This window comes from Mesobacillus sp. S13 (assembly GCF_020422885.1).
Lineage (GTDB): Bacteria > Bacillota > Bacilli > Bacillales > Cytobacillaceae > Mesobacillus > Mesobacillus selenatarsenatis_A.
In genome coordinates, this window is record NZ_CP084622.1 from 1602980 (window position 1) to 1626382 (window position 23403).

Annotated in this window: 23 protein-coding genes; 16 read left to right on the top strand and 7 right to left on the bottom strand. The window is 41.3% G+C overall.

Annotated elements, in window-relative coordinates; translation table 11 throughout:
* Window positions 1-46: 46 nt before the first annotated feature.
* The 7 genes from LGO15_RS07995 to LGO15_RS08030 all read left to right on the top strand — a co-directional run bounded on the left by LGO15_RS07995 (window position 47) and on the right by LGO15_RS08030 (window position 8933).
* Window positions 47-940: a transcriptional regulator CcpC gene (locus tag LGO15_RS07995; protein WP_167831900.1), complete on the top strand. Its 894-nt coding sequence runs from the start codon at window positions 47-49 to the stop codon at window positions 938-940.
* A gap of 146 nt (window positions 941-1086) precedes the next feature.
* Window positions 1087-1797: a 2,3,4,5-tetrahydropyridine-2,6-dicarboxylate N-acetyltransferase gene (gene dapD, locus LGO15_RS08000; RefSeq protein WP_167831899.1), complete on the top strand. Its 711-nt coding sequence runs from the start codon at window positions 1087-1089 to the stop codon at window positions 1795-1797.
* Window positions 1798-1856: 59 nt separating this feature from the next.
* A complete protein-coding gene (locus LGO15_RS08005) occupies window positions 1857-2981 on the top strand; it encodes an N-acetyldiaminopimelate deacetylase (RefSeq protein ID WP_226087284.1) in 1125 nt (374 codons plus the stop codon).
* 69 nt (window positions 2982-3050) lie between these two features.
* Window positions 3051-3494 carry a TlpA family protein disulfide reductase gene (locus LGO15_RS08010; protein WP_167831897.1) on the top strand — a complete coding sequence of 148 codons (444 nt, stop codon included), beginning with the start codon at window positions 3051-3053 and terminating at the stop codon, window positions 3492-3494.
* 709 nt (window positions 3495-4203) lie between these two features.
* On the top strand, window positions 4204-5952 hold the full coding sequence (locus LGO15_RS08015; protein ID WP_167831896.1) for an ABC transporter ATP-binding protein: 1749 nt from the start codon (window positions 4204-4206) through the stop codon (window positions 5950-5952).
* 85 nt (window positions 5953-6037) lie between these two features.
* The gene (locus tag LGO15_RS08025) at window positions 6038-7855 is read left to right on the top strand and encodes an ABC transporter ATP-binding protein (protein ID WP_264163917.1); all 1818 of its coding nucleotides are present in this window, start codon (window positions 6038-6040) and stop codon (window positions 7853-7855) included.
* A gap of 124 nt (window positions 7856-7979) precedes the next feature.
* Complete coding sequence (locus tag LGO15_RS08030) at window positions 7980-8933, top strand: DUF4349 domain-containing protein (protein WP_226087285.1); 954 nt, start codon at window positions 7980-7982, stop codon at window positions 8931-8933.
* Between the two features lie 89 nt (window positions 8934-9022).
* Here the strand turns inward: LGO15_RS08030 and rnjA are convergent, their stop codons facing one another.
* Together rnjA and LGO15_RS08040 are read right to left on the bottom strand one after the other, a co-directional pair.
* Window positions 9023-10690 carry a ribonuclease J1 gene (rnjA, locus tag LGO15_RS08035; protein ID WP_167831894.1) on the bottom strand — a complete coding sequence of 556 codons (1668 nt, stop codon included), beginning with the start codon at window positions 10688-10690 and terminating at the stop codon, window positions 9023-9025.
* A gap of 3 nt (window positions 10691-10693) precedes the next feature.
* Complete coding sequence (locus LGO15_RS08040; protein WP_102262041.1) at window positions 10694-10906, bottom strand: DNA-dependent RNA polymerase subunit epsilon; 213 nt, start codon at window positions 10904-10906, stop codon at window positions 10694-10696.
* A gap of 699 nt (window positions 10907-11605) precedes the next feature.
* Here LGO15_RS08040 and LGO15_RS08045 point away from each other — a divergent pair.
* Complete coding sequence (locus LGO15_RS08045; RefSeq protein WP_167831893.1) at window positions 11606-12376, top strand: Cof-type HAD-IIB family hydrolase; 771 nt, start codon at window positions 11606-11608, stop codon at window positions 12374-12376.
* Window positions 12377-12690: 314 nt separating this feature from the next.
* On the opposite strand, the gene def is transcribed toward LGO15_RS08045, so the two are convergent.
* From def to LGO15_RS08060, 3 genes are all read right to left on the bottom strand, one after another.
* Window positions 12691-13245, bottom strand: a complete 555-nt coding sequence (gene def / locus LGO15_RS08050) for a peptide deformylase (protein ID WP_226087286.1) — start codon at window positions 13243-13245, stop codon at window positions 12691-12693.
* A 128-nt stretch (window positions 13246-13373) separates the two neighbouring features.
* Window positions 13374-13589, bottom strand: a complete 216-nt coding sequence (locus tag LGO15_RS08055) for a hypothetical protein (protein WP_226087287.1) — start codon at window positions 13587-13589, stop codon at window positions 13374-13376.
* 54 nt (window positions 13590-13643) lie between these two features.
* Window positions 13644-13769 (bottom strand): YjcZ family sporulation protein, encoded by a 126-nt coding sequence (locus LGO15_RS08060; protein ID WP_167831891.1) that lies wholly within the window; start codon window positions 13767-13769, stop codon window positions 13644-13646.
* A gap of 246 nt (window positions 13770-14015) precedes the next feature.
* On the opposite strand from LGO15_RS08060, the gene LGO15_RS08065 reads away from it, so the two are divergent.
* The 5 genes from LGO15_RS08065 (at window position 14016) to lpdA (ending at window position 20208) form a co-directional block, all read left to right on the top strand.
* Window positions 14016-14687, top strand: coding sequence for a YkyA family protein (locus LGO15_RS08065; protein WP_226087288.1), 672 nt, complete (start codon window positions 14016-14018; stop codon window positions 14685-14687).
* A 591-nt stretch (window positions 14688-15278) separates the two neighbouring features.
* A complete protein-coding gene (pdhA, locus tag LGO15_RS08070) occupies window positions 15279-16394 on the top strand; it encodes a pyruvate dehydrogenase (acetyl-transferring) E1 component subunit alpha (RefSeq protein WP_167831890.1) in 1116 nt (371 codons plus the stop codon).
* 3 nt (window positions 16395-16397) lie between these two features.
* The gene (locus LGO15_RS08075; protein ID WP_167831889.1) at window positions 16398-17375 is read left to right on the top strand and encodes an alpha-ketoacid dehydrogenase subunit beta; all 978 of its coding nucleotides are present in this window, start codon (window positions 16398-16400) and stop codon (window positions 17373-17375) included.
* Between the two features lie 49 nt (window positions 17376-17424).
* Window positions 17425-18795, top strand: coding sequence for a dihydrolipoamide acetyltransferase family protein (locus LGO15_RS08080; protein ID WP_226087289.1), 1371 nt, complete (start codon window positions 17425-17427; stop codon window positions 18793-18795).
* A 3-nt stretch (window positions 18796-18798) separates the two neighbouring features.
* Complete coding sequence (gene lpdA, locus LGO15_RS08085) at window positions 18799-20208, top strand: dihydrolipoyl dehydrogenase (protein WP_167831887.1); 1410 nt, start codon at window positions 18799-18801, stop codon at window positions 20206-20208.
* 62 nt (window positions 20209-20270) lie between these two features.
* Here the strand turns inward: lpdA and LGO15_RS08090 are convergent, their stop codons facing one another.
* Window positions 20271-20648, bottom strand: coding sequence for a small peptidoglycan-associated lipoprotein (locus tag LGO15_RS08090; protein ID WP_167831886.1), 378 nt, complete (start codon window positions 20646-20648; stop codon window positions 20271-20273).
* Between the two features lie 533 nt (window positions 20649-21181).
* Between LGO15_RS08090 and LGO15_RS08100 the strand changes: the two genes are divergently transcribed.
* Window positions 21182-22054 carry a polysaccharide deacetylase family protein gene (locus LGO15_RS08100; protein ID WP_226087290.1) on the top strand — a complete coding sequence of 291 codons (873 nt, stop codon included), beginning with the start codon at window positions 21182-21184 and terminating at the stop codon, window positions 22052-22054.
* An 86-nt stretch (window positions 22055-22140) separates the two neighbouring features.
* Here LGO15_RS08100 and LGO15_RS08105 read toward each other — a convergent pair whose 3' ends face one another.
* Entirely contained in the window at window positions 22141-22575 is a 435-nt protein-coding gene (locus LGO15_RS08105) for a DUF1885 family protein (protein ID WP_167831884.1), read from the bottom strand.
* A gap of 160 nt (window positions 22576-22735) precedes the next feature.
* Between LGO15_RS08105 and LGO15_RS08110 the strand changes: the two genes are divergently transcribed.
* Window positions 22736-23035, top strand: coding sequence for a DUF3055 domain-containing protein (locus LGO15_RS08110; protein ID WP_041966361.1), 300 nt, complete (start codon window positions 22736-22738; stop codon window positions 23033-23035).
* Between the two features lie 244 nt (window positions 23036-23279).
* Complete coding sequence (locus LGO15_RS08115; protein ID WP_023615067.1) at window positions 23280-23402, top strand: GapA-binding peptide SR1P; 123 nt, start codon at window positions 23280-23282, stop codon at window positions 23400-23402.
* The last annotated feature ends 1 nt before the right edge of the window (window position 23403 follow it).

The window sequence follows — 23403 nt, forward strand, 5'->3', positions numbered from 1 at the left end:
AGAATTTCATTTATAATATAAGAAATACTTATGAAGAGGTCAAGTTATGTCGTCTATTTCAGAATTCCACCTGTTATCAGTGCTAGCGCAGGAAATGAATATGCGCAAAGCTGCTGAGAGGTTATTTGTATCACAGCCCGCTTTGTCGCAAAGGCTGCAGTCAATCGAGAAAGATTGGGGTACGAAGCTATTCCTCCGCTCCCAGAAAGGATTGACATTGACGCCTGCAGGAGAGGTTGTCATCCAATTTGTCAACGACACTATTACCAGGGAAGAAAAAGCACGGGAATCCATCCATGCATTAAATTCAGAGGTCTATGGAACCCTTAAGATAGCAGTTGCCTCTATTGTTGGACAAAATTGGCTGCCGCAGGTCCTGAAGAAATACGTAAACCGTTACCCACAGGCAAAAATATCACTTGTGACTGGCTGGAGCAGTGAAATTTCAAAGGCACTTTATGAAGATCAAGTTCACATCGGGATCATCAGGGGCACTCCAGACTGGAAGGGAGTCAAAATCCACTTATTCAAGGACAGCCTGTATTTGGTCGATACGGATATAACGAGTCCTGAACAAGTATTGGATACAGACAGGCCGTTTATCCAGTTTAAAAGTGATTCGAATTACTACCAGGAGATACAGGATTGGTGGTTAAGGCAATTCCAGACAGCGCCAAAGAGAACAATCATTGTTGACCAGATTGAAACCTGTAAACAAATGACCTTCAACGGCATTGGCTATGCGATTCTTCCGGCAATAACCCTGAATGGGGCGGAAAAAGACATTTTTAAAGTTCCGCTTCATGACGAAAATAATGAACCTTTGGGAAGGGATACCTGGCTTCTGGGGTATGAATCTGCCTTCCGTTTGAAGCAAGTCCAGGCCTTCATTGATATCGTCAAAGAACATATAGTTGAAACGAAAGAATCGGATAAATAGTTTTTCTTGTTTTAAAAACTTTTGTTTGTTAAAGTAATTTTTAGAAAAGGCCGTTTTTTCGTGTCGTTGCTTTAGCTGATAGTTATTAATTAGGGCAACGCCTAAGCGGAATGAGGCAAATCATACATATTTGGAGGTAAAGCACTATGAAGATGATGGATGCAAACGAGATTATTTCGTTTATTCAAAATAGCAAAAAAGCAACACCGGTAAAAGTATATATTAAAGGTGATCTTGAAGGAATCGACTTTGGCGAGAATGCCAAGACGTTCTTCACAGGCAACACTGGCGTTATTTTCGGTGAGTGGGCTGAAATCAATCCGGCAATCGAAGCGAACCAGGCTAAAATTGAAGATTATGTCGTAGAAAATGACCGTAGAAATTCAGCTATTCCATTGTTGGACATGAAGAATATCAAGGCTCGCATTGAACCAGGTGCAATCATCAGGGATCAGGTTGAAATCGGCGACAATGCGGTTATCATGATGGGTGCATCAATTAATATCGGTGCTGTAGTAGGAGAAGGTACGATGATCGACATGAACGTTGTACTGGGCGGACGTGCAACAGTCGGCAAGAACTGCCACATTGGTGCAGGTTCTGTACTTGCTGGTGTCATTGAGCCACCTTCAGCTAAGCCAGTCGTTATTGAAGATGATGTAGTCATCGGCGCAAATGCTGTTGTCCTTGAGGGTGTAACAGTAGGTAAGGGTGCGGTAGTCGCTGCAGGCGCAATTGTAATCGACGATGTGCCTCCTTACACAGTTGTAGCTGGAACACCAGCACGCGTCATTAAAGAAATTGACGAGAAAACGAAATCAAAAACTGAAATCAAGCAGGAGCTTCGCCAGCTTTAATAGGGAGAATGAAAGCGTGGATATTGGTCCGCGCTTTCTTTAGTAAGGGAGAGAACGTGATGGATATTAATACTTTCATTAAAATTAGAAGAGATTTGCATCAAATTCCTGAATTGGGGTTCAAGGAGTTCAAAACGCAGTCTTATCTCCTTGATTATTTAAGCACACTTCCGCAAGAGCGCTTGGAAATTAAGACATGGAAGACCGGGATTTTTGTCAGGGTTAAGGGAATGAATCCCAATAAGACAATTGGTTACAGAGCAGACATCGACGGACTTCCAATTACTGAAACAACCGGATTGGCATTCCAATCTCTCCATGATGGACAAATGCATGCATGTGGACATGACTTTCATATGACGATAGCTCTTGGATTGATTTCTCATTTCGTTGCTCACCCGATTGATGACCATTTGCTGTTCATTTTCCAGCCTGCAGAGGAAGGGCCAGGTGGTGCCGAGCCAATGCTTAAGACTGAGGTCATGCAGGAATGGAAGCCTGATATGATCATAGCCCTGCATATTGCTCCTGAATATCCGGTAGGGACGATTGCAACACGAGAAGGCCTTCTTTTCGCCAATACATCCGAATTGTTTATTGACCTTGAGGGAAAAGGCGGGCATGCGGCTTATCCACATCAGACGAATGATATGGTCGTCGCAGCATGTGCTCTTGTGAATCAGCTTCAGTCTGTTGTTTCTAGAAATGTTGATCCACTCGATAGTGCTGTCATTACGATTGGCAAAATCACTGGAGGCACCGTGCAAAACATCATCGCAGAAACATCAAGGCTTGAAGGAACGATTCGCACACTGTCTGTTGAATCTATGGCTAGAGTGAAAGAAAGAATCGAGGCACTGGTCAAGGGAGTTGAAGTCGGCTATCAATGCAGGACGTCGATCGACTATGGAGCCATGTACCATCAAGTCTATAATAATGAAGAATTAGCACGTGACTTTATCGCATTTGCCGAGAAAAAAGAGAATATCGACGTGATTGTTTGTAACGAAGCAATGACGGGAGAAGATTTCGGCTATATGCTTAAAGAAATTCCAGGGTTCATGTTCTGGCTCGGTGTCAATTCGGACCATGGACTTCATCATGCAAAGCTGGATCCGGATGAGGATGCTATTAAGACTGCAATTAACCTGCTTACTACTTATATTGAGTATAAAAGTAATTAAAATCACTGAGTTTGTCATTCCGTTTTTAATGGACGATGAAAATGACATTCTGGTAAAGAGGTGTTCGATATGAGATTGCGCCAGCCTATGCCTGAAATTTCTGGAGCCACTCAATGGGTAAATGGCGAGTTTACTAGAGGACAGCTGGTTGGTGAAAAACCGACACTGATCCATTTCTGGTCAATCAGCTGTCACCTATGCAAGGTAGCAATGCCATCGGTGAATGAACTTCGTGACAAGTATAAAGGCCAATTGAATGTCATGTCGGTCCATATGCCCCGGTCAGAAAAAGACAAGAATATGGAAGAAATCAAACAGGTTGCAGAAGAACATCAGATTACCCAGCCGATCTTCGTTGATGATGACCTTGAATTAACTGAAGCCTTTGAAAACCAATATGTCCCTGCTTATTATCTCTTTGACAGAAACGGCCTGTTAAGGCATTTCCAGGCGGGCGGCAGCGGGCTGAAGATGCTGGAAAAGCGTGTGATCCGGGTTCTCGAAGAAGAATAGAGTAGAATATTCTATAAGGGTTTACTAACGGACATTTTTCTTCATAAAGATTCCGATTTTGTCCGTTAGTGCTCTTCTAACGGACACTTTTCTTCATAAGGGATACCAAGTTTGTCCGTTAAAGCTCTTCTAACGGACACTTTTCTTCATAAGGATACCAAGTTTGTCCGTTAGAGCTCTTCTAACGGACACTTTTCTTCATAAGGATTGTAGTTTTGTCCGATAGAGCACTTCTAACGGACATTCATCTTCAAAAGGATTGCAAATATGTCCGTTAGAGCTCTTCTAACGGACACTTTTCTTCACAAGGATTGTAGTTTTGTCCGATAGAGCACTTCTAACGGACATTTATCTTCATAAGGATTGTAGTTTTGTCCGATAGAGCACTTCTAACGGACATTCATCTTGCAAATTTGTCCGTTAGAGTTTTTCTAACGGATATTTGTTTGCTTAAAATCTGATTTCTTCCATTTCACACCTCCGCATTCTCCTCGTATCAGTTAATATCAGATAATTCCTATATACAAAAAAATAAAAAAATTCTAACAAAGTACTGGAAAAATATTTCGAAAGTCGATATATTAATGTATACGTGCATTTTGTTTTTACTAAGCTTTTCCATAACTTTTCGTTTAACGGGGACATTGCTGCTGTTACGAAGAAAGAAAAACACCTAAAGAATCTCTAATTTTCCAAAGGGGGGAAATGAATGGAGACATTCAAAAAATTGAAGGAGTATTATTGGCCTTTTAAAAATTACTTTATATGGTCAATATTATTTATGTTGGTCGTAACCGCGATCACAGTAGTATATCCGATGATCTTGCAGCTTACCATCGATGAAGCCGTCATCGGGGGCCGCTATGAGTTGATTCCGCTTCTGGCTGCCGGTTTTGTGGCATCCATGGCCGTGAAAGGAATCTGTACGTACATTTATCAGTATACAGGCGACTTGTTCGGAATCCATTCCGTCTATAAGCTAAGAAACTCTCTTTATGAAAAGCTTCAGTTTCTTTCCTTTCGATACTATGACAATGCGAAGACCGGAGATTTAATGTCGAGGCTTACTGCTGATGTGGAAGGCTTCCGCTTTTTCCTAAGCTTTGGCTTCTCAGAATTGATCCGTTTTGTCCTTTTGATTGGTATTAGTTTTTCAGTTATGTTCTATTATTCTATCTCATTGACTTTTGTGACTCTGGCAACACTGCCATTCCTGGCGGTTGTTGTCTATAAATTTGACCGGGCAGTCCACCCGGCATTCAGGGGAATTCGCAAATCTTTCGGTAAGCTGAATACTAAAGTCCAGGAGAATATCAGCGGAATCAACACGGTAAAATCTCTTTCCCGTGAAGATTATGAGATTGGCAGATTCAATGCATCTAATGGAAATTACAAAGACCAATATTTATTCACATCAGAAATTTGGGCTAAATACTTCCCGTTAATGGAGTTTTTGGGAAATCTAAGTGTCGTCCTGCTGTTAGGATATGGCGGTTTCCTGGTCATGAATGACTCTTTGCTTCCAGGGGAGCTGGTAGCTTTCTACAGCCTTGTTTGGTACATCATGTGGCCAATCATGAACCTGGGATTCGTTGTGAACTTATTCTCCCAATCTAAAGCATCAGGAGAAAGACTTTTGGAAATTCTTGAAGCAGATGAGGAGATTGAAGAGAAACGTGAAGCCCTTCAGATTGAAAAGCTTACAGGAGATGTAGAGTTCAATAATGTAACCCTCCGTTATGGAGAGGACGAAAATGAAGCTTTATATGATATCAACTTTAGAGCACGACCTGGGCAGACTATTGGTTTGATCGGTTCGACAGGTTCAGGAAAAACAAGCATTACCCAGCTGATGACAAGGTTTTATGAGCCGGTCGATGGTCAGGTCCTGATCGATGGCCGGGATATAAAGGATTATTCTATTCGTTCGCTTCGCAGCAATATAGGAATTGTTCTTCAGGAATCTTTCCTTTTTTCTTCTTCAATCAAAGCCAATATCTCTTATGGCAATCCAGATGCTACGATGGAGGAAATCATTGCCGCTGCAAAAAGGGCTCAGGCACATAGTTTTATCATGGAGCTTCCTGATGGCTACGACACGATCCTTGGAGAAAGAGGAATGGGTCTGTCTGGAGGCCAAAAGCAAAGAATTGCGATTGCAAGGGCGATTTGTGTCAATCCAAGCATTTTGATTCTTGATGATGCCACAAGTGCAGTAGATATGGAAACTGAATTCAAGATTCAACAAGCGCTGCTGGAAGTCATGAAGGGACGAACGACCTTCATCATCGCACACCGTATTTCTTCCCTAAAGCATGCAGATGAGATTCTTGTTCTTGAAAACGGGTCCATTGCTGAGCGAGGAACCCATGAACATTTGATCAAAAATGGCGGAACCTATCAAAAAATCTATGATATCCAGTTTAAAGACCGCCAAAAGGTATCGCAAACTGGCTGAAATAATAAAAACTAACAAATGATTGATATCTGTTCGCCGTTTTGGTCATCGCACCAGTTATCTACAATGTACAGGGGGGAAGGTTTTGAGCAAGAATAAAAACTCTCAGGTTTTAAAAAGGTTCCATTATTCTACTGACCAAGTTATTGATAAGCCTTTTAACTGGAAACAAATGTCAAGACTTTTTGGATATATGCTTCCATATAAGAAGACACTTGTGCCGCTATCTATTGCCATGGTACTAATCACGACAGCAGTAAGGCTGGCGATCCCAATTTTGATTGGGATTTACACGCTTGACAGAGCTGTAAAAAACAAAGACGCCACAATGCTTTTCTGGCTGGTCGCACTCATAGCAGGACTTTATTCAGCTTCCTATTTCGCAAATATTTTCAGAATTCGCTGGATGAATCAATTAGGCCAGAATGTCATCTATGATTTGCGCAAGCATTTGTTTACACATGTGCAAAATCTATCGCATCGCTTTTTTGACCAGCGTTCAGCTGGATCCATACTCGTAAGAATCATGAATGACATTAATTCACTGCAAGAATTGTTCACTAACGGTGTCATCAATTTATTGATGGATATCGTTTTACTAGTCGGTATCTTCTTTATCTTGTTCTCGCTAAGTCCACAGCTTACACTGGCAATCATGATCATCTTACCAATCATGTTCTTGATTTCAACAAAGCTGAGGAAAAACATCCGACGCTCCTGGCAGGATGTGCGTATGAAGCAATCCAAGTTGAATTCTCACTTGAATGAAAGCATCCAGGGAATCAGGGTTACACAATCTTTTACTCAGGAAAAAGAAAACATGGCTTTTTTTGATGGAGTCAATAATGAGACCTTCCAGAGCTGGAAGGCAGCTTCACAGAAAAACGCGATGTTCCGTCCGATGGTTGAACTGACCAATGCTCTTGGAACAGCGGTCTTGATTTGGTATGGAGCAAGCTTGATCCAAAATGGAACGATCTCAATAGGGGTATTCGTCTCATTTGCATTTTATCTAGGCATGTTCTGGGAACCAATTTCAAGGCTTGGCCAGGTGTATAACCAGTTATTGATGGGGATGGCTTCATCGGAACGGATCTTTGAGTTCCTTGATGAAAAACCAATTGTTTCTGAATCAGATCAAGCTATCGATCTAGAGGATATGCGAGGAGAAATTAAATTTGATAAAGTGGTCTTTTCCTATGATGACAAGCGGACTGCTCTAAAAGGAATCAGCTTGGATATGAAGGCTGGCCAAACGGTTGCCCTCGTTGGTCATACAGGTTCCGGGAAGACGACGATCGCTAATTTGATCAGCAGGTTTTATGACCCCACTTCAGGGAGAGTATTGGTTGACGGCCATGACCTAAAAGAAGTTTCAATAGGCAGCCTCAGGAAACATATCAGCATAGTGCTGCAGGATACGTTTATTTTTTCTGGAACGATTTATGATAATATTCTCTTTGGCAGACCGGATGCCACAGAGCAAGAAGTAAAAGCTGCCGCCGAAGCTGTAGGGGCGTCAGAATTCATCAAGAAGCTTCCTAATGGCTATCAAACAGAAGTAGAAGAGAGGGGAAATATCCTTTCAGTCGGAGAAAGGCAGCTCCTTTCCTTCGCAAGGGCGTTGCTCGCCAATCCAAGAATCCTGATCATGGATGAAGCGACAGCCAGCATTGATACTGAAACAGAAGTGAAAATCCAAAAGGCACTGAAGACGCTGTTGAACGGCAGAACGGCGATCATCATTGCCCACAGACTTTCGACCATCAGAGAAGCGGATAATATCTTCGTGTTAGAGAATGGCCTAATCATTGAACGAGGCAATCATGATCAATTGATGGAGCTTCAGGGAGAATATCATGACCTTGTTAAAGCACAATTCAATATGCTTGATGCAGTATAGAAAGCCTTCTTTATGAAGGCTTTTTTTTGTATCTGACGAAAAATTGAATTCTCGTCATTCTGTAACTTTTTAACAGATTTACCGTCATATTGATAAATAGACGTGCTTTAAGGGGGCCTTTTCATTGTTTAAAAAAATTGGTTTTATGCTTATTCTGTTTGTACTTTTGCTTGCAGGATGCAGCGGGGGCATGTCACAGGATGATAGTAGCAAGATGAGTTCTGAAGGTGATATGAATTCTTCTGCTGACATGGAAAATGCAAGTGATGACATTGCTTTTTCAGAAAGTGAAGAGGATAACGCCGTTGCTGGAGAAAAATCAAAAGCAGAGCAAAAGGCCGACCTTGAGGCAAATGAGAGTGCTGACCAGCGGATGGTCATCTATAATGCTGAAATGGATATCAGAGTGGAGAACTTTGAAAAAGCACGTAATTTACTTGAGCAGAAAGCAAAAGCCTATAAGGGGTATATTGTACAGTCTGATTCCAATCGTTTTGATGGAGAACAGCAAAGCGGTACGATGACGTTCAGGATTCCTCAGGAGCATTTTAATGCCTTCTTGAATGATGCTGAGGGTTTATCTGTTCAGGTTAATCATCGCGCTGTAAGTGGTCAGGACGTTACTGAGGAGTATGTAGACCTTGAATCACGTCTGAAATCGAAGAAGGCAGTAGAAGCAAGGTTGCTGGACTTCATGCAGCAGGCACAGAAAACCGAGGATCTTTTGAAAATTTCATCTGACCTGGCAGATGTCCAGGAACAGATTGAACAAATCGCTGGCAGGAAGAAATTTCTCGAAAACCAGACTGCACTTTCAACTGTGACCATTACCCTGCAAGAAAATGAAGTGACTGTACCAAAAATAGAAAATGACAGCCTGAACACCTGGCAGAAAATCAAAAAGCAGTTCGCAGATAATATCAATATCTTGCTGTCAGCTGGCTCATGGATCATTGTATTCCTAATTGGAAACTTTCCAATCCTCTTAATAGTAGGAGCAGTAGTGGCTGGAGGCATATATTTTTTAAGAAAAAAAGCTTCTCGAGGGCAAAATAATAATGTGGATTCCAATAGCTAAGAAAAAAGGTGCTGGCTATTGAGGAGACAATGAAGAGCCATTAGATAGCAAATAAAAGCCGTTGCGACACGATCGCAACGGCTTTTCTATTAAACCTCCATAATGATCGGCAGGATCATTGGGCGGCGTTTGGTTTTTTCATAAAGGAAAGGTGCAAGTGTATCAGTGATTTCGTTTTTAATTTCTGACCACTGAGTTGTTTTTCTTTCCATTACTTTATTTAAGTGCTTATTGATCAGGCTTTGTGCATCGTTGATCAGGTCGCCAGATTCTCTCATATAGACAAATCCGCGCGAAATCAGGTCAGGACCCGCAGCAATCTTAAATTCCTTCATATTGATGCTTACGACGACGACGACAAGGCCTTCCTCGGAAAGGATTCGTCGGTCGCGAAGAACAATGTTCCCGATGTCGCCAACACCACTTCCATCAATATATACATTTCCGGAAGGGATTTTACCGGCAACACTTACTTCATTGTCGCCAAGAGCAAGGACTTCGCCGTTATCCATGATGAAACAGTTTTCTTCAGGCACTCCACAATCGGTAGCTAGTTTTGTGTGCATTTTCTGCATACGGTACTCACCATGGATTGGCATGAAGTATTTCGGTTTGATCAAGCGAAGCATTAATTTCTGCTCTTCTTGACCACCGTGTCCGGAAGTGTGGATATCATTTAGGGAACCGTGGATGACATCGGCACCTGCTCGGGACAGCATATTGATCGTCCTGTTAACACTTATTGTATTCCCTGGAATAGGTGAAGATGAGAACACTACTGTATCGCCAGGCTGAATCTGGATTTGTCGATGCGTTCCGTTCGCGATTCTTGATAATGCAGCCATTGGCTCGCCCTGGCTTCCAGTACAAAGTATTGTCACCTGGTTGGCAGGAAGTCTGTTAATTTGCTGAGCTTCAATGAATGTATCCTTCGGCGCAGTAATATACCCTAGTTCTTGTCCGATATTGATTGCTGATTCCATGCTTCGGCCAAAAACAGCGACTTTTCTTCCATTTGCAACTGCAGCTTCGACAACCTGCTGCAAGCGATGAATATTGGAAGCGAAAGTAGCAAAAATAATCCGTCCATCCACTTTTCGGAAGATATCATGAATGCTATCGCCAACACGGCGTTCAGACATTGTAAAGTGCGGTACTTCCGCATTCGTGCTGTCTGATAGTAAGCAGAGGACGCCCTCTTTGCCGATTTCCGCCATTTTAGTCAGATTAGCAGGTTCACCAACTGGTGTGAAATCAAACTTGAAATCACCGGTGTGGACGATTTGCCCAGGAGGCGTTTTCACAACGACACCATATGAATCAGGAATACTGTGAGTTGTCCTGAAGAAAGTGACCGAAGTTTTGCGGAATTTAATGATGTCTTCTTCCTTGATTTCGATTAGTTTCGCCTTTCGCAATAGACCGTGCTCTTCTAGCTTGTTTTTGATCAAGCCTAACGCAAGCTTCCCGCCATAAATGGGTACGTTGATTTCCCTCAGCAAATAGGGGATGCCGCCAATATGGTCTTCATGGCCATGTGTAATGAAAAGTCCTTTGATTTTATCTTCATTTTTAACAAGGTACGAATAGTCAGGAATAACGTAATCAATCCCAAGTAATTCATCCTCTGGGAATTTGATTCCGGCATCAATCAAGATGATTTCATCCTGGAACTGCACTCCGTATGTGTTTTTACCGATTTCGCCTAAACCACCAAGCGCAAATACGGCCGTTTGGTCATTTTTAACAAATTTCATAAATTATTCGATCTCCAATACTTCAAAGTCTTCTTTTTGTTTTTCGTACTCAAAATAATTACCCTCAACTGCCTCGACATATTCAATATTATATTGGCGATCAGCTATTTTTGTCCGTACATCTCTTTCAGAGTCACCTTTTACATAAATTGTTTGTGTTTTTTCGCGAACTGGTACTTGCTTGTTGGATTCCTGGAAGTAAACTTTAAAAATCATGAAAAATCTCTCTCCTTAAATTAACTTTTTCTATTGTATAGGCAATTTTCGATGAAACATTTTGCAGATTACGCAATTCCCGACCTGGGATATACAAAAGGAAGACGTACTAATTTGCAGGTAAAGCATAACTCTGTCAAAACAATAAACGAATTTAGCCATATATAAAAATTAACAATGTTACCATTGTTATTATCAATCGTGCCATGTTTTCCGCTATTAACCAATTTACAATAAGGAAGGAGCCCTTCGCAAGTTTGAAGGGCTCAAAAAGTTAAGCGATTGTTTTTTTTCGAAGCAAATCTTTCCACTGTTTTAAAAGCTTCTTTCTTAGCTTCTTTAACATAGTGGATCATCTCCTTAATTCCTATTTTAAACTATCCTTGTCCAAAGTAAAGTAAACAAGGAAAAGTTTAGCAAAGATTATTTTTCAAAATCCTATCTTTTTGTTTATATTATATGATGAAATAGCAAATTTTTTCATGGTTATTGATGGAATGACATAAATTGTCATTGTTTAGACACAGATTTGGATTTCTTATTTCTGTACACGCACATGTGAATTTGATAGACTACCCATTTACATAATAATTTTAAAAGGTCTTTTGTACATTTGCTTTGTCGGGAAGAACTAAGTGTATGAACGAGCCTTGAATAATGATGTAATTTGCTTTCTAAAAAGCTTCAAAGGAGAAGATCATGAGCAAAATCGTATTTTTCGATATCGACGGCACACTATTGGACCATGATAAAAACCTGCCAGCCTCTACAAAAGAGGCCATTGAGAAATTAAAAGAAAATGGGGTTTTCGTAGCTATTGCAACGGGGAGAGCTCCATTTATGTTCGAATACTTGAGGAAAGAGCTGGATATTGACTCTTTTGTAAGCTTTAACGGACAATATGTCGTCTTTGAAGGGGAGCCGATTTACGAGAACCCTTTAAACAATGGAAAGATAGAAGAACTTTATTTGGAAGCAGCTGATAAGGGCCATCCAGTCGTTTTCATGAATCATATGACGATGAAATCATCAGTGAAGCAGCATGACTACATCGAGACAAGCCTCGGGGGGCTGAAGTTTGCCCATCCGGAACATGATGATCGTTTTTATGTAGACCGCGACCTCTATCAAACTTTATTGTTCTGTGAAGAAGGACAGGAAGAATATTACCGTGAAGCATATCCTGAATTCACTTTGATTAGATGGCATCCTTATTCTGTCGATATCCTGCCTGCGGGAGGGTCAAAAGCGGAAGGAATTAAAAAGATGGTTGACCGATTAGGTTTCAAGCATGAAGATGTCTATGCTTTTGGAGATGGGCTGAATGACCTTGAAATGCTGAAGACAGTCGCGAATGGCGTGGCCATGGGTAATGCCGTTCCTGAATTAAAAGAACTAGCGGATATGGTTACGAAGGATGTAGATGACGACGGAATTTGGCACGGATTGAAAGAACTGAAATTGATTTAGTTCAGGGTTGATTTTTAAATTGATCGGGCTTCTTGTAGAACACCGGAGGATTGTGTGTAGTGTTTGTAATTGTGACAGGTTGAATGGGAAAACCGGAAAAGTTGTCAAGATAAAGCCGGAATTATGACAGTTTCAGACCATCAAGCGAAAAGCTGTCAAGAAACTGTGGTTATTATGACAGGGTGGAAGGAATGGAATCTGTCTGAAATGAGTTCCGGTTAATTTCAACCACCCAATCATACGCAGTCAGTTTAAGTCACAAAAAAGCCGAATTCGCTCAGAATTCGGCTTTTTTAGCTATTCATCAGATCAGCTTATCTTTCCACTGGTTTTGCATCAGGAACATCAGCAAATGGATCTTGTTTGTTAATATGATCGTAAAACATGATGCCATTCAGATGGTCGATTTCATGCTGGAATACAATCGCAGGCAGCCCTTTTAGGCGCAGCTTGACTTCTTTTCCTTCAAGGTCAACCCCTTTTACTGTCACCCTTGCGTATCTTGGCACATACCCAGGAATGGACTCATCAACAGATAGGCATCCTTCACCGGCTGCAAGGTAGGAACGCTCCACCGAATGACTGATGATTTTCGGGTTATAAAGGGCATAGCTGATCAAGTTATCCTTTTCATCGGTAACATGAACTGCAACCATTCTTTTCGATACATTTATTTGTGGAGCCGCAAGGCCGATACCAGGTCGAAGTCCATGTTTTGGGGCAATTTCAGGATCCTGGCTGTTTTTAACATATTCAATCAGGCTTTCAAGCACTGCCTTATCTTCCTGAGAAGGAGGCATTGGAACTTCTTCCGCGACTTTCCGGAGCACGGGATGACCATCACGGACGATATCATTCATCGTCAACATAAACTTCACCTCTAGTATGTAATAATGTTAGTCTAACAAATGCCCACTAAAAAGTTAACTAGAAAAATCCAAAAGAGAGAGGTGTGCAACCTCTCTCTTTTAAATTTTATTAGGAAGCTTTTTAACACTTAGATTAGTGTCCAGCTCCAGCGCTTGTCGGAGTTGGGCAGTCGCCTCCGCTTTTCGAATTGTCTAGTGTCGCCTCCTAGAACCTCCGAAACTTCAACTCCGCCGACAGAAGCAAAAAGCGCTTCTTTGTCGGAGTCTCCAGTTTCTGCGTTTCTGGACAGTCGGCTATACTTTTCGATTTTGGTCCTGCCAATGAAGTCAAAGGACGACTTCACTGTCAGACCCTCCAGCGCTTGTCGGGACTGACCAAGGCGCTTGCGCTTTTCTAATTAAAACTTCCAGCAGGCGCAGCCAACAATGATCAGAAGGATGAACAACACTACAATCAAAGCGAATCCATTGCCATAGCCTGCTCCTGCAACTGGATAACCGCAACCATATCCGTATCCGTACATCAGGAAACCTCCTCGAATGTGTTTTTCGCCCGTAAATCGGTCGATTGCTATAGCCTATGCAAAAGAAAAATTAAGGTATAGGCTCAAGCCTAAAGCATAAACAGCCGGAGGTATGTATATATATAGTGAGAGGACAAGCATTTGCCACTTCAACTCCGAGCATTTTACCTGCAAAATTTCATATCTGTTGTCAAATCTCGTCGTAATCGCTATAGTAAAATTGGTATCAATGAGGAGGTTATTAATTTGTCCATATTCAAAAAAATAAGTTTAGCTATTATTATGATGGCTGGAGTTTTCAGTCTAGCAGGGTGTCTGGACAAGCAATCACCGGAGGAAAAAATGTTTGAAGCACTCGAGAAGGTTGTTTCAATCGAAAAAGGGTTTGAAGACCAGCAGGATCCTCTTGTAGAGCTGGAAAAGAAAGAAAAAGAAATTTACGAGCAGATCATTTCATTAGGAATGAAAGAATACGATCAAATTGTCAAGCTGGCAGATGAGGCATTGGCTATAGCTGACAAACGTGATGAACATATTGAGAAGGAAAAAGAAAGTATAGATGAATCTGAAAAAGAATTTGGGAATGTCGAAGGAATCATAGATGAGATTGAAGAGGCTGACCTTAAGAAGCAGGCAACTGAACTGCAGGCGACTATGAAGGAAAGATATGCAATCCATGAGAAGCTTTATAAGAACTACAAACAAGGCCTTCAATATGACAAGGAGCTTTATGAAATGCTCAAAGATAAAGAATTAAGCTTTGAAAAACTCGAAGAACAAATCAATAAAGTGAATGAAGTGTATGAGACGGTCTTAAATAACAATCAAGAATTCAATGATAAGACTGACCAGTATAATAAAGAAAAAATGGATTTTTACAAAAATGCTGGAATTGAAGTAAGTTCCGAAAAAGAATGATAGAGGACAGCCGCTTTTACCTAAAGCGGCTTTTTGATTGCTTTTTTAGTCATTAGGTTTACTGAATAATTCAATCTCAGCTGTAAAACTGGATTGTTTGCCCATTTCCAGCTTGTCCAACAGCACTAATACAGTTTGAACTAAAAGTAATTTATTATAGTACAGTAATATATATCGAGTAATACAGATGCTTTTTTGAGATAATAACATAAAGATAGTAAATAAAATCTAAAAAGATGAAACATAGTATTTGACGGACAAAAAAACGTGATGTAAACTAAAAAACGAATGAGCGTATTGTATTACTCTTTTTTTATTTTTCATTGATACAGCATTTCTTAAGCAAGAATGAAGAAATAAAAGTTTTTATATGGTGAATCTGTGGAAAACTAAATAATGGTGTGTTCATATAGTGGTCAAGCAAAGTTTTTATTGAAAAACCTTCTGAACCATTAGTGAAACGCCAAGAAAAAACAATTCAGCTCTGACAGGTATTTAGAAACCCGGGGAAGTTTATCCTGATATTGGGTAACCTATTTTTGTATATTCAATTTAAAATTCATGAAGTAATGAAAGGAAGAGGTGGCTCTGATGGCATCTAAAACAAAAAACAACACTGTTGATGCAATGAAGCAACTCGAAAAGATTGAAAGTCAATTCGAGATGTTCCAGATTTTGAATGAAGAGGGCGAAGTCGTAAATGAATCGGCAATGCCTGAGCTTTCAGATGAGCAATTACAAGAATTAATGAAGCGTATGGTTTATACAAGGATTTTGGACCAGCGTTCCATTTCATTGAACCGCCAGGGGCGTCTAGGGTTCTATGCTCCTACTGCAGGACAAGAAGCTTCCCAGCTTGCATCACAATTCGCACTTGAAAAAGAAGATTTCATTCTTCCAGGATACCGTGATGTTCCACAAATGATTTGGCATGGACTTCCGCTGACACAAGCTTTCCTATTCTCACGCGGACACTTCAAGGGTAATCAAATTCCTGAAGGTGTAAATGTCATTTCTCCACAAATCATCATTGGTGCGCAATACATCCAGGCAGCTGGTGTTGCTCTTGGTATGAAAAAGCGCGGAACAAAAGCAGTTGCCGTAACTTACACAGGTGATGGCGGATCATCACAGGGTGATTTCTACGAAGGTATCAACTTTGCGGGTGCTTACAAAGCCCCAGCAATCTTCTTCGTCCAAAATAACCGTTTCGCTATTTCAACTCCAGTTGAAAAGCAGACTGCTGCAGAAACAATCGCTCAAAAGGCTGTTGCTGCTGGTATCCCTGGTATCCAGGTAGACGGAATGGATCCACTTGCCGTTTACGCTGTCACTCTTGAGGCACGTAAGCGCGCAGTTAACGGCGAAGGCCCTACATTGATCGAAACAATGACTTACCGTTATGGTCCACATACAATGGCTGGTGATGACCCAACTCGTTACCGTACAGCTGACCTGGACAATGAGTGGGAAAAGAAAGATCCATTGGTTCGTTTCCGCAAGTTCCTTGAGAAGAAAAATCTTTGGACTGAAGAGATGGAAAACGAAACAATCGAAAGAGCTAAGGAAGAAATCAAGAACGCTATTAAAGAAGCAGATGATACTCCTAAGCAAAAAGTAACTGACCTAATGGAAATCATGTATGAAGAAATGCCTGACTACTTAAAAGAACAGTATGAAATATATAAAGAGAAGGAGTCGAAGTAAGCCATGGCTCAAATGACAATGATTCAAGCAATTACAGACGCTCTTCGCGTTGAAATGAAGAACGATCCAAACGTACTAGTATTCGGGGAAGACGTTGGCGTAAACGGCGGTGTATTCCGTGCGACTGAAGGTCTGCAAAATGAATTCGGTGAAGACCGTGTATTCGATACACCACTAGCAGAATCCGGTATCGGCGGATTGGCAATCGGTCTTGCGCTGCAAGGTTACCGTCCAGTTCCTGAAATCCAATTCTTCGGCTTTGTCTTTGAAGTTATGGATTCCATTGCAGGACAAATGGCTCGTATGCGTTACCGTTCAGGCGGCCGCTACAGCTCACCAGTAACAATTCGCTCGCCATTCGGGGGAGGCGTACATACTCCAGAGATGCACGCTGACAGCCTTGAAGGAATGGTTGCACAACAGCCTGGCTTAAAAGTCGTTATCCCTTCAACTCCTTATGACGCAAAAGGATTGTTGATCTCATCAATTCGTGATAATGATCCAGTCATTTTCCTTGAGCACATGAAGCTGTACCGCTCTTTCCGTCAGGAAGTACCTGAAGAAGAGTACACAATTCCACTAGGAAAAGCAGATGTCAAGCGTGAAGGTAAAGACCTGTCAATCATCACTTATGGTGCAATGGTCCACGAATCACTAAAGGCAGCGGAAGAGCTTGAAAAAGAAGGATTCTCTGTAGAAGTAATCGACTTAAGAACAGTAATGCCTTTTGATATTGAAACGATCATCGCTTCTGTTGAAAAAACAGGAAGAGCGATTGTCGTACAGGAAGCTCAAAAACAAGCTGGTATGGCTGGACAGATTGTTGCAGAAATCAACGACCGTGCAATCCTTAGCCTTGAGGCACCAGTCTTGCGTGTAGCAGCTCCTGATACAGTATTTGCATTCTCTCAAGCTGAATCTGTTTGGCTGCCTAACTACAAAGACGTAATTGAAACAGCTAAAAAAGTACTTACATTCTAAATAGACACTGAAATTAATTTGGTTTAAAAACTTAGGAGGGTGAATTCCATTGGCATTCCAATTTAAGCTGCCAGACATCGGTGAAGGTATTCACGAAGGTGAAATAGTCAAGTGGTTCGTAAAACCTGGCGATAAAGTTCAGGAAGACGACGTACTTTGCGAAGTTCAAAATGATAAAGCAGTAGTAGAAATTCCTTCGCCAGTTGCTGGTACAGTCGAAGAAGTATTAGTAGATGAAGGAACTGTAGCGACAGTAGGACAGGTTCTGGTTACGTTTGATGCTCCAGGCTACGAGCACCTTAAGTTCAAAGGTGAAGATGAAGATACACCAGCTGAGCAGCCTAAACAAGAAAAGACTGAAGCACAGGTTCAATCTACATTAGAGTCAGGACAAAAAGTTGAGAAGGAAGCAACAGAAGCTCCTGCTGCTGAGGGCTCGACTGGTGCTGGCGCAGCGGCTGCCCCGCAAGCTGAGGTTGACCCTAACCGCCGTATCGTTGCAATGCCATCTGTCCGAAAATATGCTCGTGAAAAGGGCGTAGACATCCGCCAGGTTCCTGGATCAGGAAAGAATGGCCGTATCGTGAAGGCAGATATTGAAAGCTTCCTAAGTGGAGGAGCACCAGCAGCTGCAACAACACAGGCAGACCAAGCTGAGGCACCTCAAGCTGAAGAGGCACCAAAGGCTGCTGCTGCACAGGCAATTCCAGAAGGGCAATACCCTGAGACACGCGAGAAAATGAGCGGAATCAGGAAAGCAATCGCTAAGGCTATGGTTAACTCCAAGCATACAGCGCCACACGTTACTTTAATGGACGAAGTGGACGTAGCGAAGCTAGTTGCACACCGAAAGAAGTTCAAGGAAGTTGCTGCAGAGAAAGGAATCAAGCTTACATTCCTTCCTTATGTGGTAAAAGCATTAACAAGCGCATTGCGTGAATATCCAGCATTGAACACATCATTAGATGATGCGACAAGCGAAATCGTTCACAAGCACTACTATAATATTGGTATTGCAGCAGATACAGATAAAGGCTTGCTTGTTCCGGTCGTTAAGGACGCTGACCGCAAATCTGTATTCTCAATCTCTAATGAAATTAATGAACTAGCTGGAAAAGCTCGTGATGGCAAGTTAGCCCCAGATGAAATGAAAGGTGCTTCTTGCACGATCACGAATATTGGTTCTGCTGGCGGACAATGGTTCACTCCAGTTATAAACCATCCAGAAGTTGCGATCCTTGGAATCGGCCGCATTGCTGAAAAGCCTGTGGTAAAGAATGGAGAAATCGTTGCTGCTCCTGTACTAGCGCTTTCCCTAAGCTTCGATCATCGCATGATTGACGGCGCTACAGCACAGCACGCTTTAAATCACATCAAGCGCCTGTTGAACGATCCAGAACTATTGTTAATGGAGGGGTAATAAATGGTAGTAGGAGATTTTCCAATCGAAACTGATACTCTTGTCATTGGTGCCGGCCCTGGCGGATATGTGGCAGCGATTCGCGCTGCCCAGCTGGGCCAAAAAGTAACAATCGTAGAAAAAGCAACACTTGGCGGAGTGTGCCTGAATGTAGGATGTATTCCTTCAAAAGCTTTGATTTCTGCAGGCCATAGATACGAAAATGCTTTGCATTCTGAAGATATGGGTATCAAAGCTGAAAATGTAACGCTTGATTTCTCTAAAGTCCAGGAGTTCAAGGCTGGAGTGGTCAAGAAACTCACTGGCGGTGTTGAAGGCTTGTTGAAAGGCAACAAAATCGATATCGTTAGAGGCGAAGCATATTTCGTTGATTCCAATACGATCCGTGTCATGGATGAAAATTCAGCACAGACATATACTTTCAAAAATGCAATCATCGCAACTGGATCTCGTCCAATCGAGATTCCTGCATTTAAGTACTCAAAGCGTGTGCTTGATTCTACTGGAGCGCTTAACCTTCAGGAACTTCCAGGAAGCATCGTCGTTATTGGCGGAGGATACATTGGAACTGAGCTGGGCGGAGCATACGCTAGCTTTGGAACTAAGGTAACAATCCTTGAAGGTGCGGACGAAATCCTTAATGGTTTCGAAAAGCAAATGTCAGCTCTAGTCAAACGCAACCTGAAGAAGAAGGGTGCCGAGATCATTACTAAGGCCCTTGCTAAAGGCGTTGAAGAAACTGACACTGGCGTAACGGTTTCATACGAAGCAAACGGAGAAGAAAAGAAAATTGAAGCAGATTATGTGTTTGTCATGGTAGGAAGAAAGCCTAACACTGACGAACTAGGCCTTGAGCAGGTTGGCATCGAGATGTCTGACCGTGGCGTCATTAAAATCGACAAACAGTGCCGCACAAATGTAAGCAATATCTACGCAATTGGTGACATCGTCGAAGGACCGCCACTAGCACATAAAGCTTCTTACGAAGGTAAAATTGCTGCTGAAGCTATCGCTGGACATCCTTCAGAAATCGACTACCTGGCTATTCCGGCAGTCGTATTCTCTGATCCAGAACTAGCATCAGTTGGCTATTCTGAAAAGGAAGCGAAAGATGCTGGCATCGATATTACAGCAGCTAAATTCCCATTTGCTGCAAATGGCCGTGCACTATCGCTTAACCAGACAGACGGCTTCCTGAAGCTGATCACACGTAAGGAAGACGATATTGTCATCGGTGCACAAATCGCTGGACCGAATGCTTCTGACATGATCGCAGAGCTTGGTCTTGCAATTGAAGCAGGCATGACTGCTGAAGACCTAGCAATGACAATCCACGCTCACCCAACTCTTGGTGAGATTACAATGGAAGCTGCAGAAGTAGCGTTAGGAAATCCAATCCATATTGTTAAATAATATGAAAAGCTCTTTCTGATTTGAAATAAAGAAATCCTTTCCGTAATCGGAAAGGATTTTTTTTATTCATTATTCAGTACGGCTGATAATGGTTCGATAATCTGATCCTTTGTTACATGGCCATTCACGTTAGCGATGACCTCGTCATGGTGGACAATTAAGATGGCAGGAAACTGCTTTACTTTAAAAAGGTCATAATATTTATTCGCGTTCGCTGCGGGTATGACAACAATATCATCAAATGCAGCAGGGTATTCTTTTTTCAATTCTATAATTGCGTCATAGTAGGAAGCTTCGTGTTTATAGTTTTCATCATCAGAAAAGAAAACGACTTGTTTTATATCTCCATTAAGCTCCAATTGATCTGAATTATTGACTGGGTTGCATGATGCCGTAAGAAATAGGAATGTTGCGACAAAAACAAAAGACAAACTTTTCATTTATCTTTGCCTCACTTTTTTCGGAATGATTTTTCACCACTTGTAACTGTTTGTCCATATTCTATCACAGCAATTTCCAAAAGAATGGAATGTTATTGATTTGTTACATAATTGAAAAATATCCTCTTCATCCAGACATATACTAGTAAAAAGAGATGAATGTTTATCCTATCGCGACTGGGGAAAAAGATAATTTAGACATGGTGGTGGAGAGTTTGAAGGTGTATGCAGTGTTGCTGCTTCAATTCATGATCTGGAGTGGATTTACCTTAATCGAATGGCTATCCAAACACGATCATCCAATTTATAATGGTATTATGTTCTTTGTATTTTTCTATTTAGCCATAATCATAGGCAATCAAATAATGAAATCGACGAGAAAGACCTTTTTCATAACGCTATTGAGCCTTGTTATTTATGTATCGATTCATATGACAATGTCTTTTATTTCTTCCATTTGAATTTCCTGAAATACCGAGAACCTAATCACATAAGCCATCAGCCTTGTCATTACACAGCAGGAGGGGAAAGACGTGAAAAAAAATCTAGCATTAGCAATAGCAGCTGCGATTACTTTAGCAGGATGCGGGGACACGCAAGAATCACAGAAGGCAACAGGCACTAGTCAAGAAAAACATGAGACAGTCAAGGAAGAGGGAAAAGCTTCAGAAGTGAAGACAGAAACAGAAGTTGAGGAAGTAACAAAAGAATCACCTGAAGAAGAGGCAAAGAGCGAAGAAGTGGTACAGGCATCACCGCAGTACATAATGAAAGGCGATTTTTCCATCCAAAATATTTCCAACCCTGATGAAAAGGTCGTTCTATTGACAATAGATGATGCACCTGACAAAAATGCTCTTGAAATGGCCAAAACGTTAAAAGGATTGAATGTAAAAGCCATCTTTTTTGTGAATGGACACTTCCTTGATACTCCGGAAGAAGGGGAGATCCTGAAACAGATTCATCAAATGGGCTTTCCGATTGGGAATCATACATACAATCATAAATCATTAAGAGACTTAACAGAAGAACAGCAAAGGAAAGAGATTGTTGATCTGAATGACAGGGTGGAAGAACTCATTGGCGAAAGGCCGCAATTTTTCAGGGCTCCGTTCGGAATGAATACGGACTATAGCAAGCAACTGGCTGCAGATGAAAAAATGCTGCTGATGAACTGGACCTATGGATATGATTGGGAAAAGGATTATCAATCAAAGGACGCTCTTGCGGATATTATGGTAAATACGCCATTGCTTCGGAATGGGGCGAATTTGCTGATGCATGACCGCGATTGGACGAGCGCAGCGCTGGGCGATATCGTAAAAGGCCTGCAAGACAAAGGATATAAAATCGTTGATCCTGAACTCATTGAAACTCCAGCAAATAAAGAAACGGCTGCCCAGTAGCAGCCGTTTCTTATGTCTAAACAGTCTATTTCATTAAATCTTAACTTTTATTCGGAATCATGCAAGTGTACGAGAAGGATCATTCGCTATTTTCGAGGATAGAAATACATAACTCTACCATTGAATAAATGAAGCTCACCTTGAAGTTTTTTACCGATGAATTTGCTGAATTCATTTGCTTTTCCCTTGTCACCTGCAGTTGCTGTCGGAGGCAGGGTTATTTGTATGTATGATTGCTCGCGTTCGGTCCCGTCTTCCTCGAAAACCGCCTCTGTGTCAACACCAATCAGAATCGCATTATAACGGTCCTGTGATGATTCCAGGTAGAACCATTTGCCTTTGCCATCTTCTTTTTCCTTCAATTCATAAGGAAATGCGGAATTTTCATAATTCCAATCAACCTGATCGCCAGTTTTAGCGGTAATTTCCTTATAGTAATGAAATAAATTCTTTAATTCTTCTGTGGAAATGGCTTGCTGAGATGATGATGGAACAAGTTTGATATAAGCATTACTAGACATCGTCCAATCCCCTTTTCCTATCTATTCTTCCTCATTTTATCACTCCTGAAAAAGCGTTGACAATAGAATAAAAGCTTTTTAGCTTTTAAGGCACTTGCCTTTTTTTCAAAAATAAATTATAATAATATTCTAAATATTTAATTAAAAAAGGAGGAGGCATATGGAACTATTCGATAAGCTTTATGATGAGCACGAAAAGGTTCACGTCAGGTTTGTGGGGTTCACTACTTATGATACTCGTTATGACTTTGGAATCGTATATACCAATATGTTTTTCGGGAAACCACTTGTAGTTTGCATGCAGACGGGGCGTTCAGCACTCCTCGACCCTAAGGACATTGAAGACGTAGAATATTTGCAGAAAGCATTCCATATTACTGAAGTCCGGCAGGCTGAGGACCTTGCATTATTTTTCAATGAAGAATTGCCAACAGCGCCATTCCAGACTCAGTACGAATAAGCAGAGACGAGAGCAGGCCAACAGAGGCCTGTTTTTAGTTTTTTTTATACAGAAATCCAGATGAATAGTGTCATACTAATTGTTTTATGAACATATATAATGGGTACATATAATAAAAATTACCATACAAAAAAATAAAAGTGTTATACAGTTTAGGCTTGAAATCTTAATAGTGTTATATTATTATATAATTAGATATTGATGAAGCGCTTTCAAAATTCAAAACGAAAAGGAGTTTGAAAAGATGGGCACAATCGTTTGTCAAACTTGCAATGCTACAATTGACCATTTCGAAGATGAGAAAGTAACGGTTTTATATTCAAAAAAGTGCAACTGCTGCGATCATGAAGGAGCAGAGGAAAGATAAG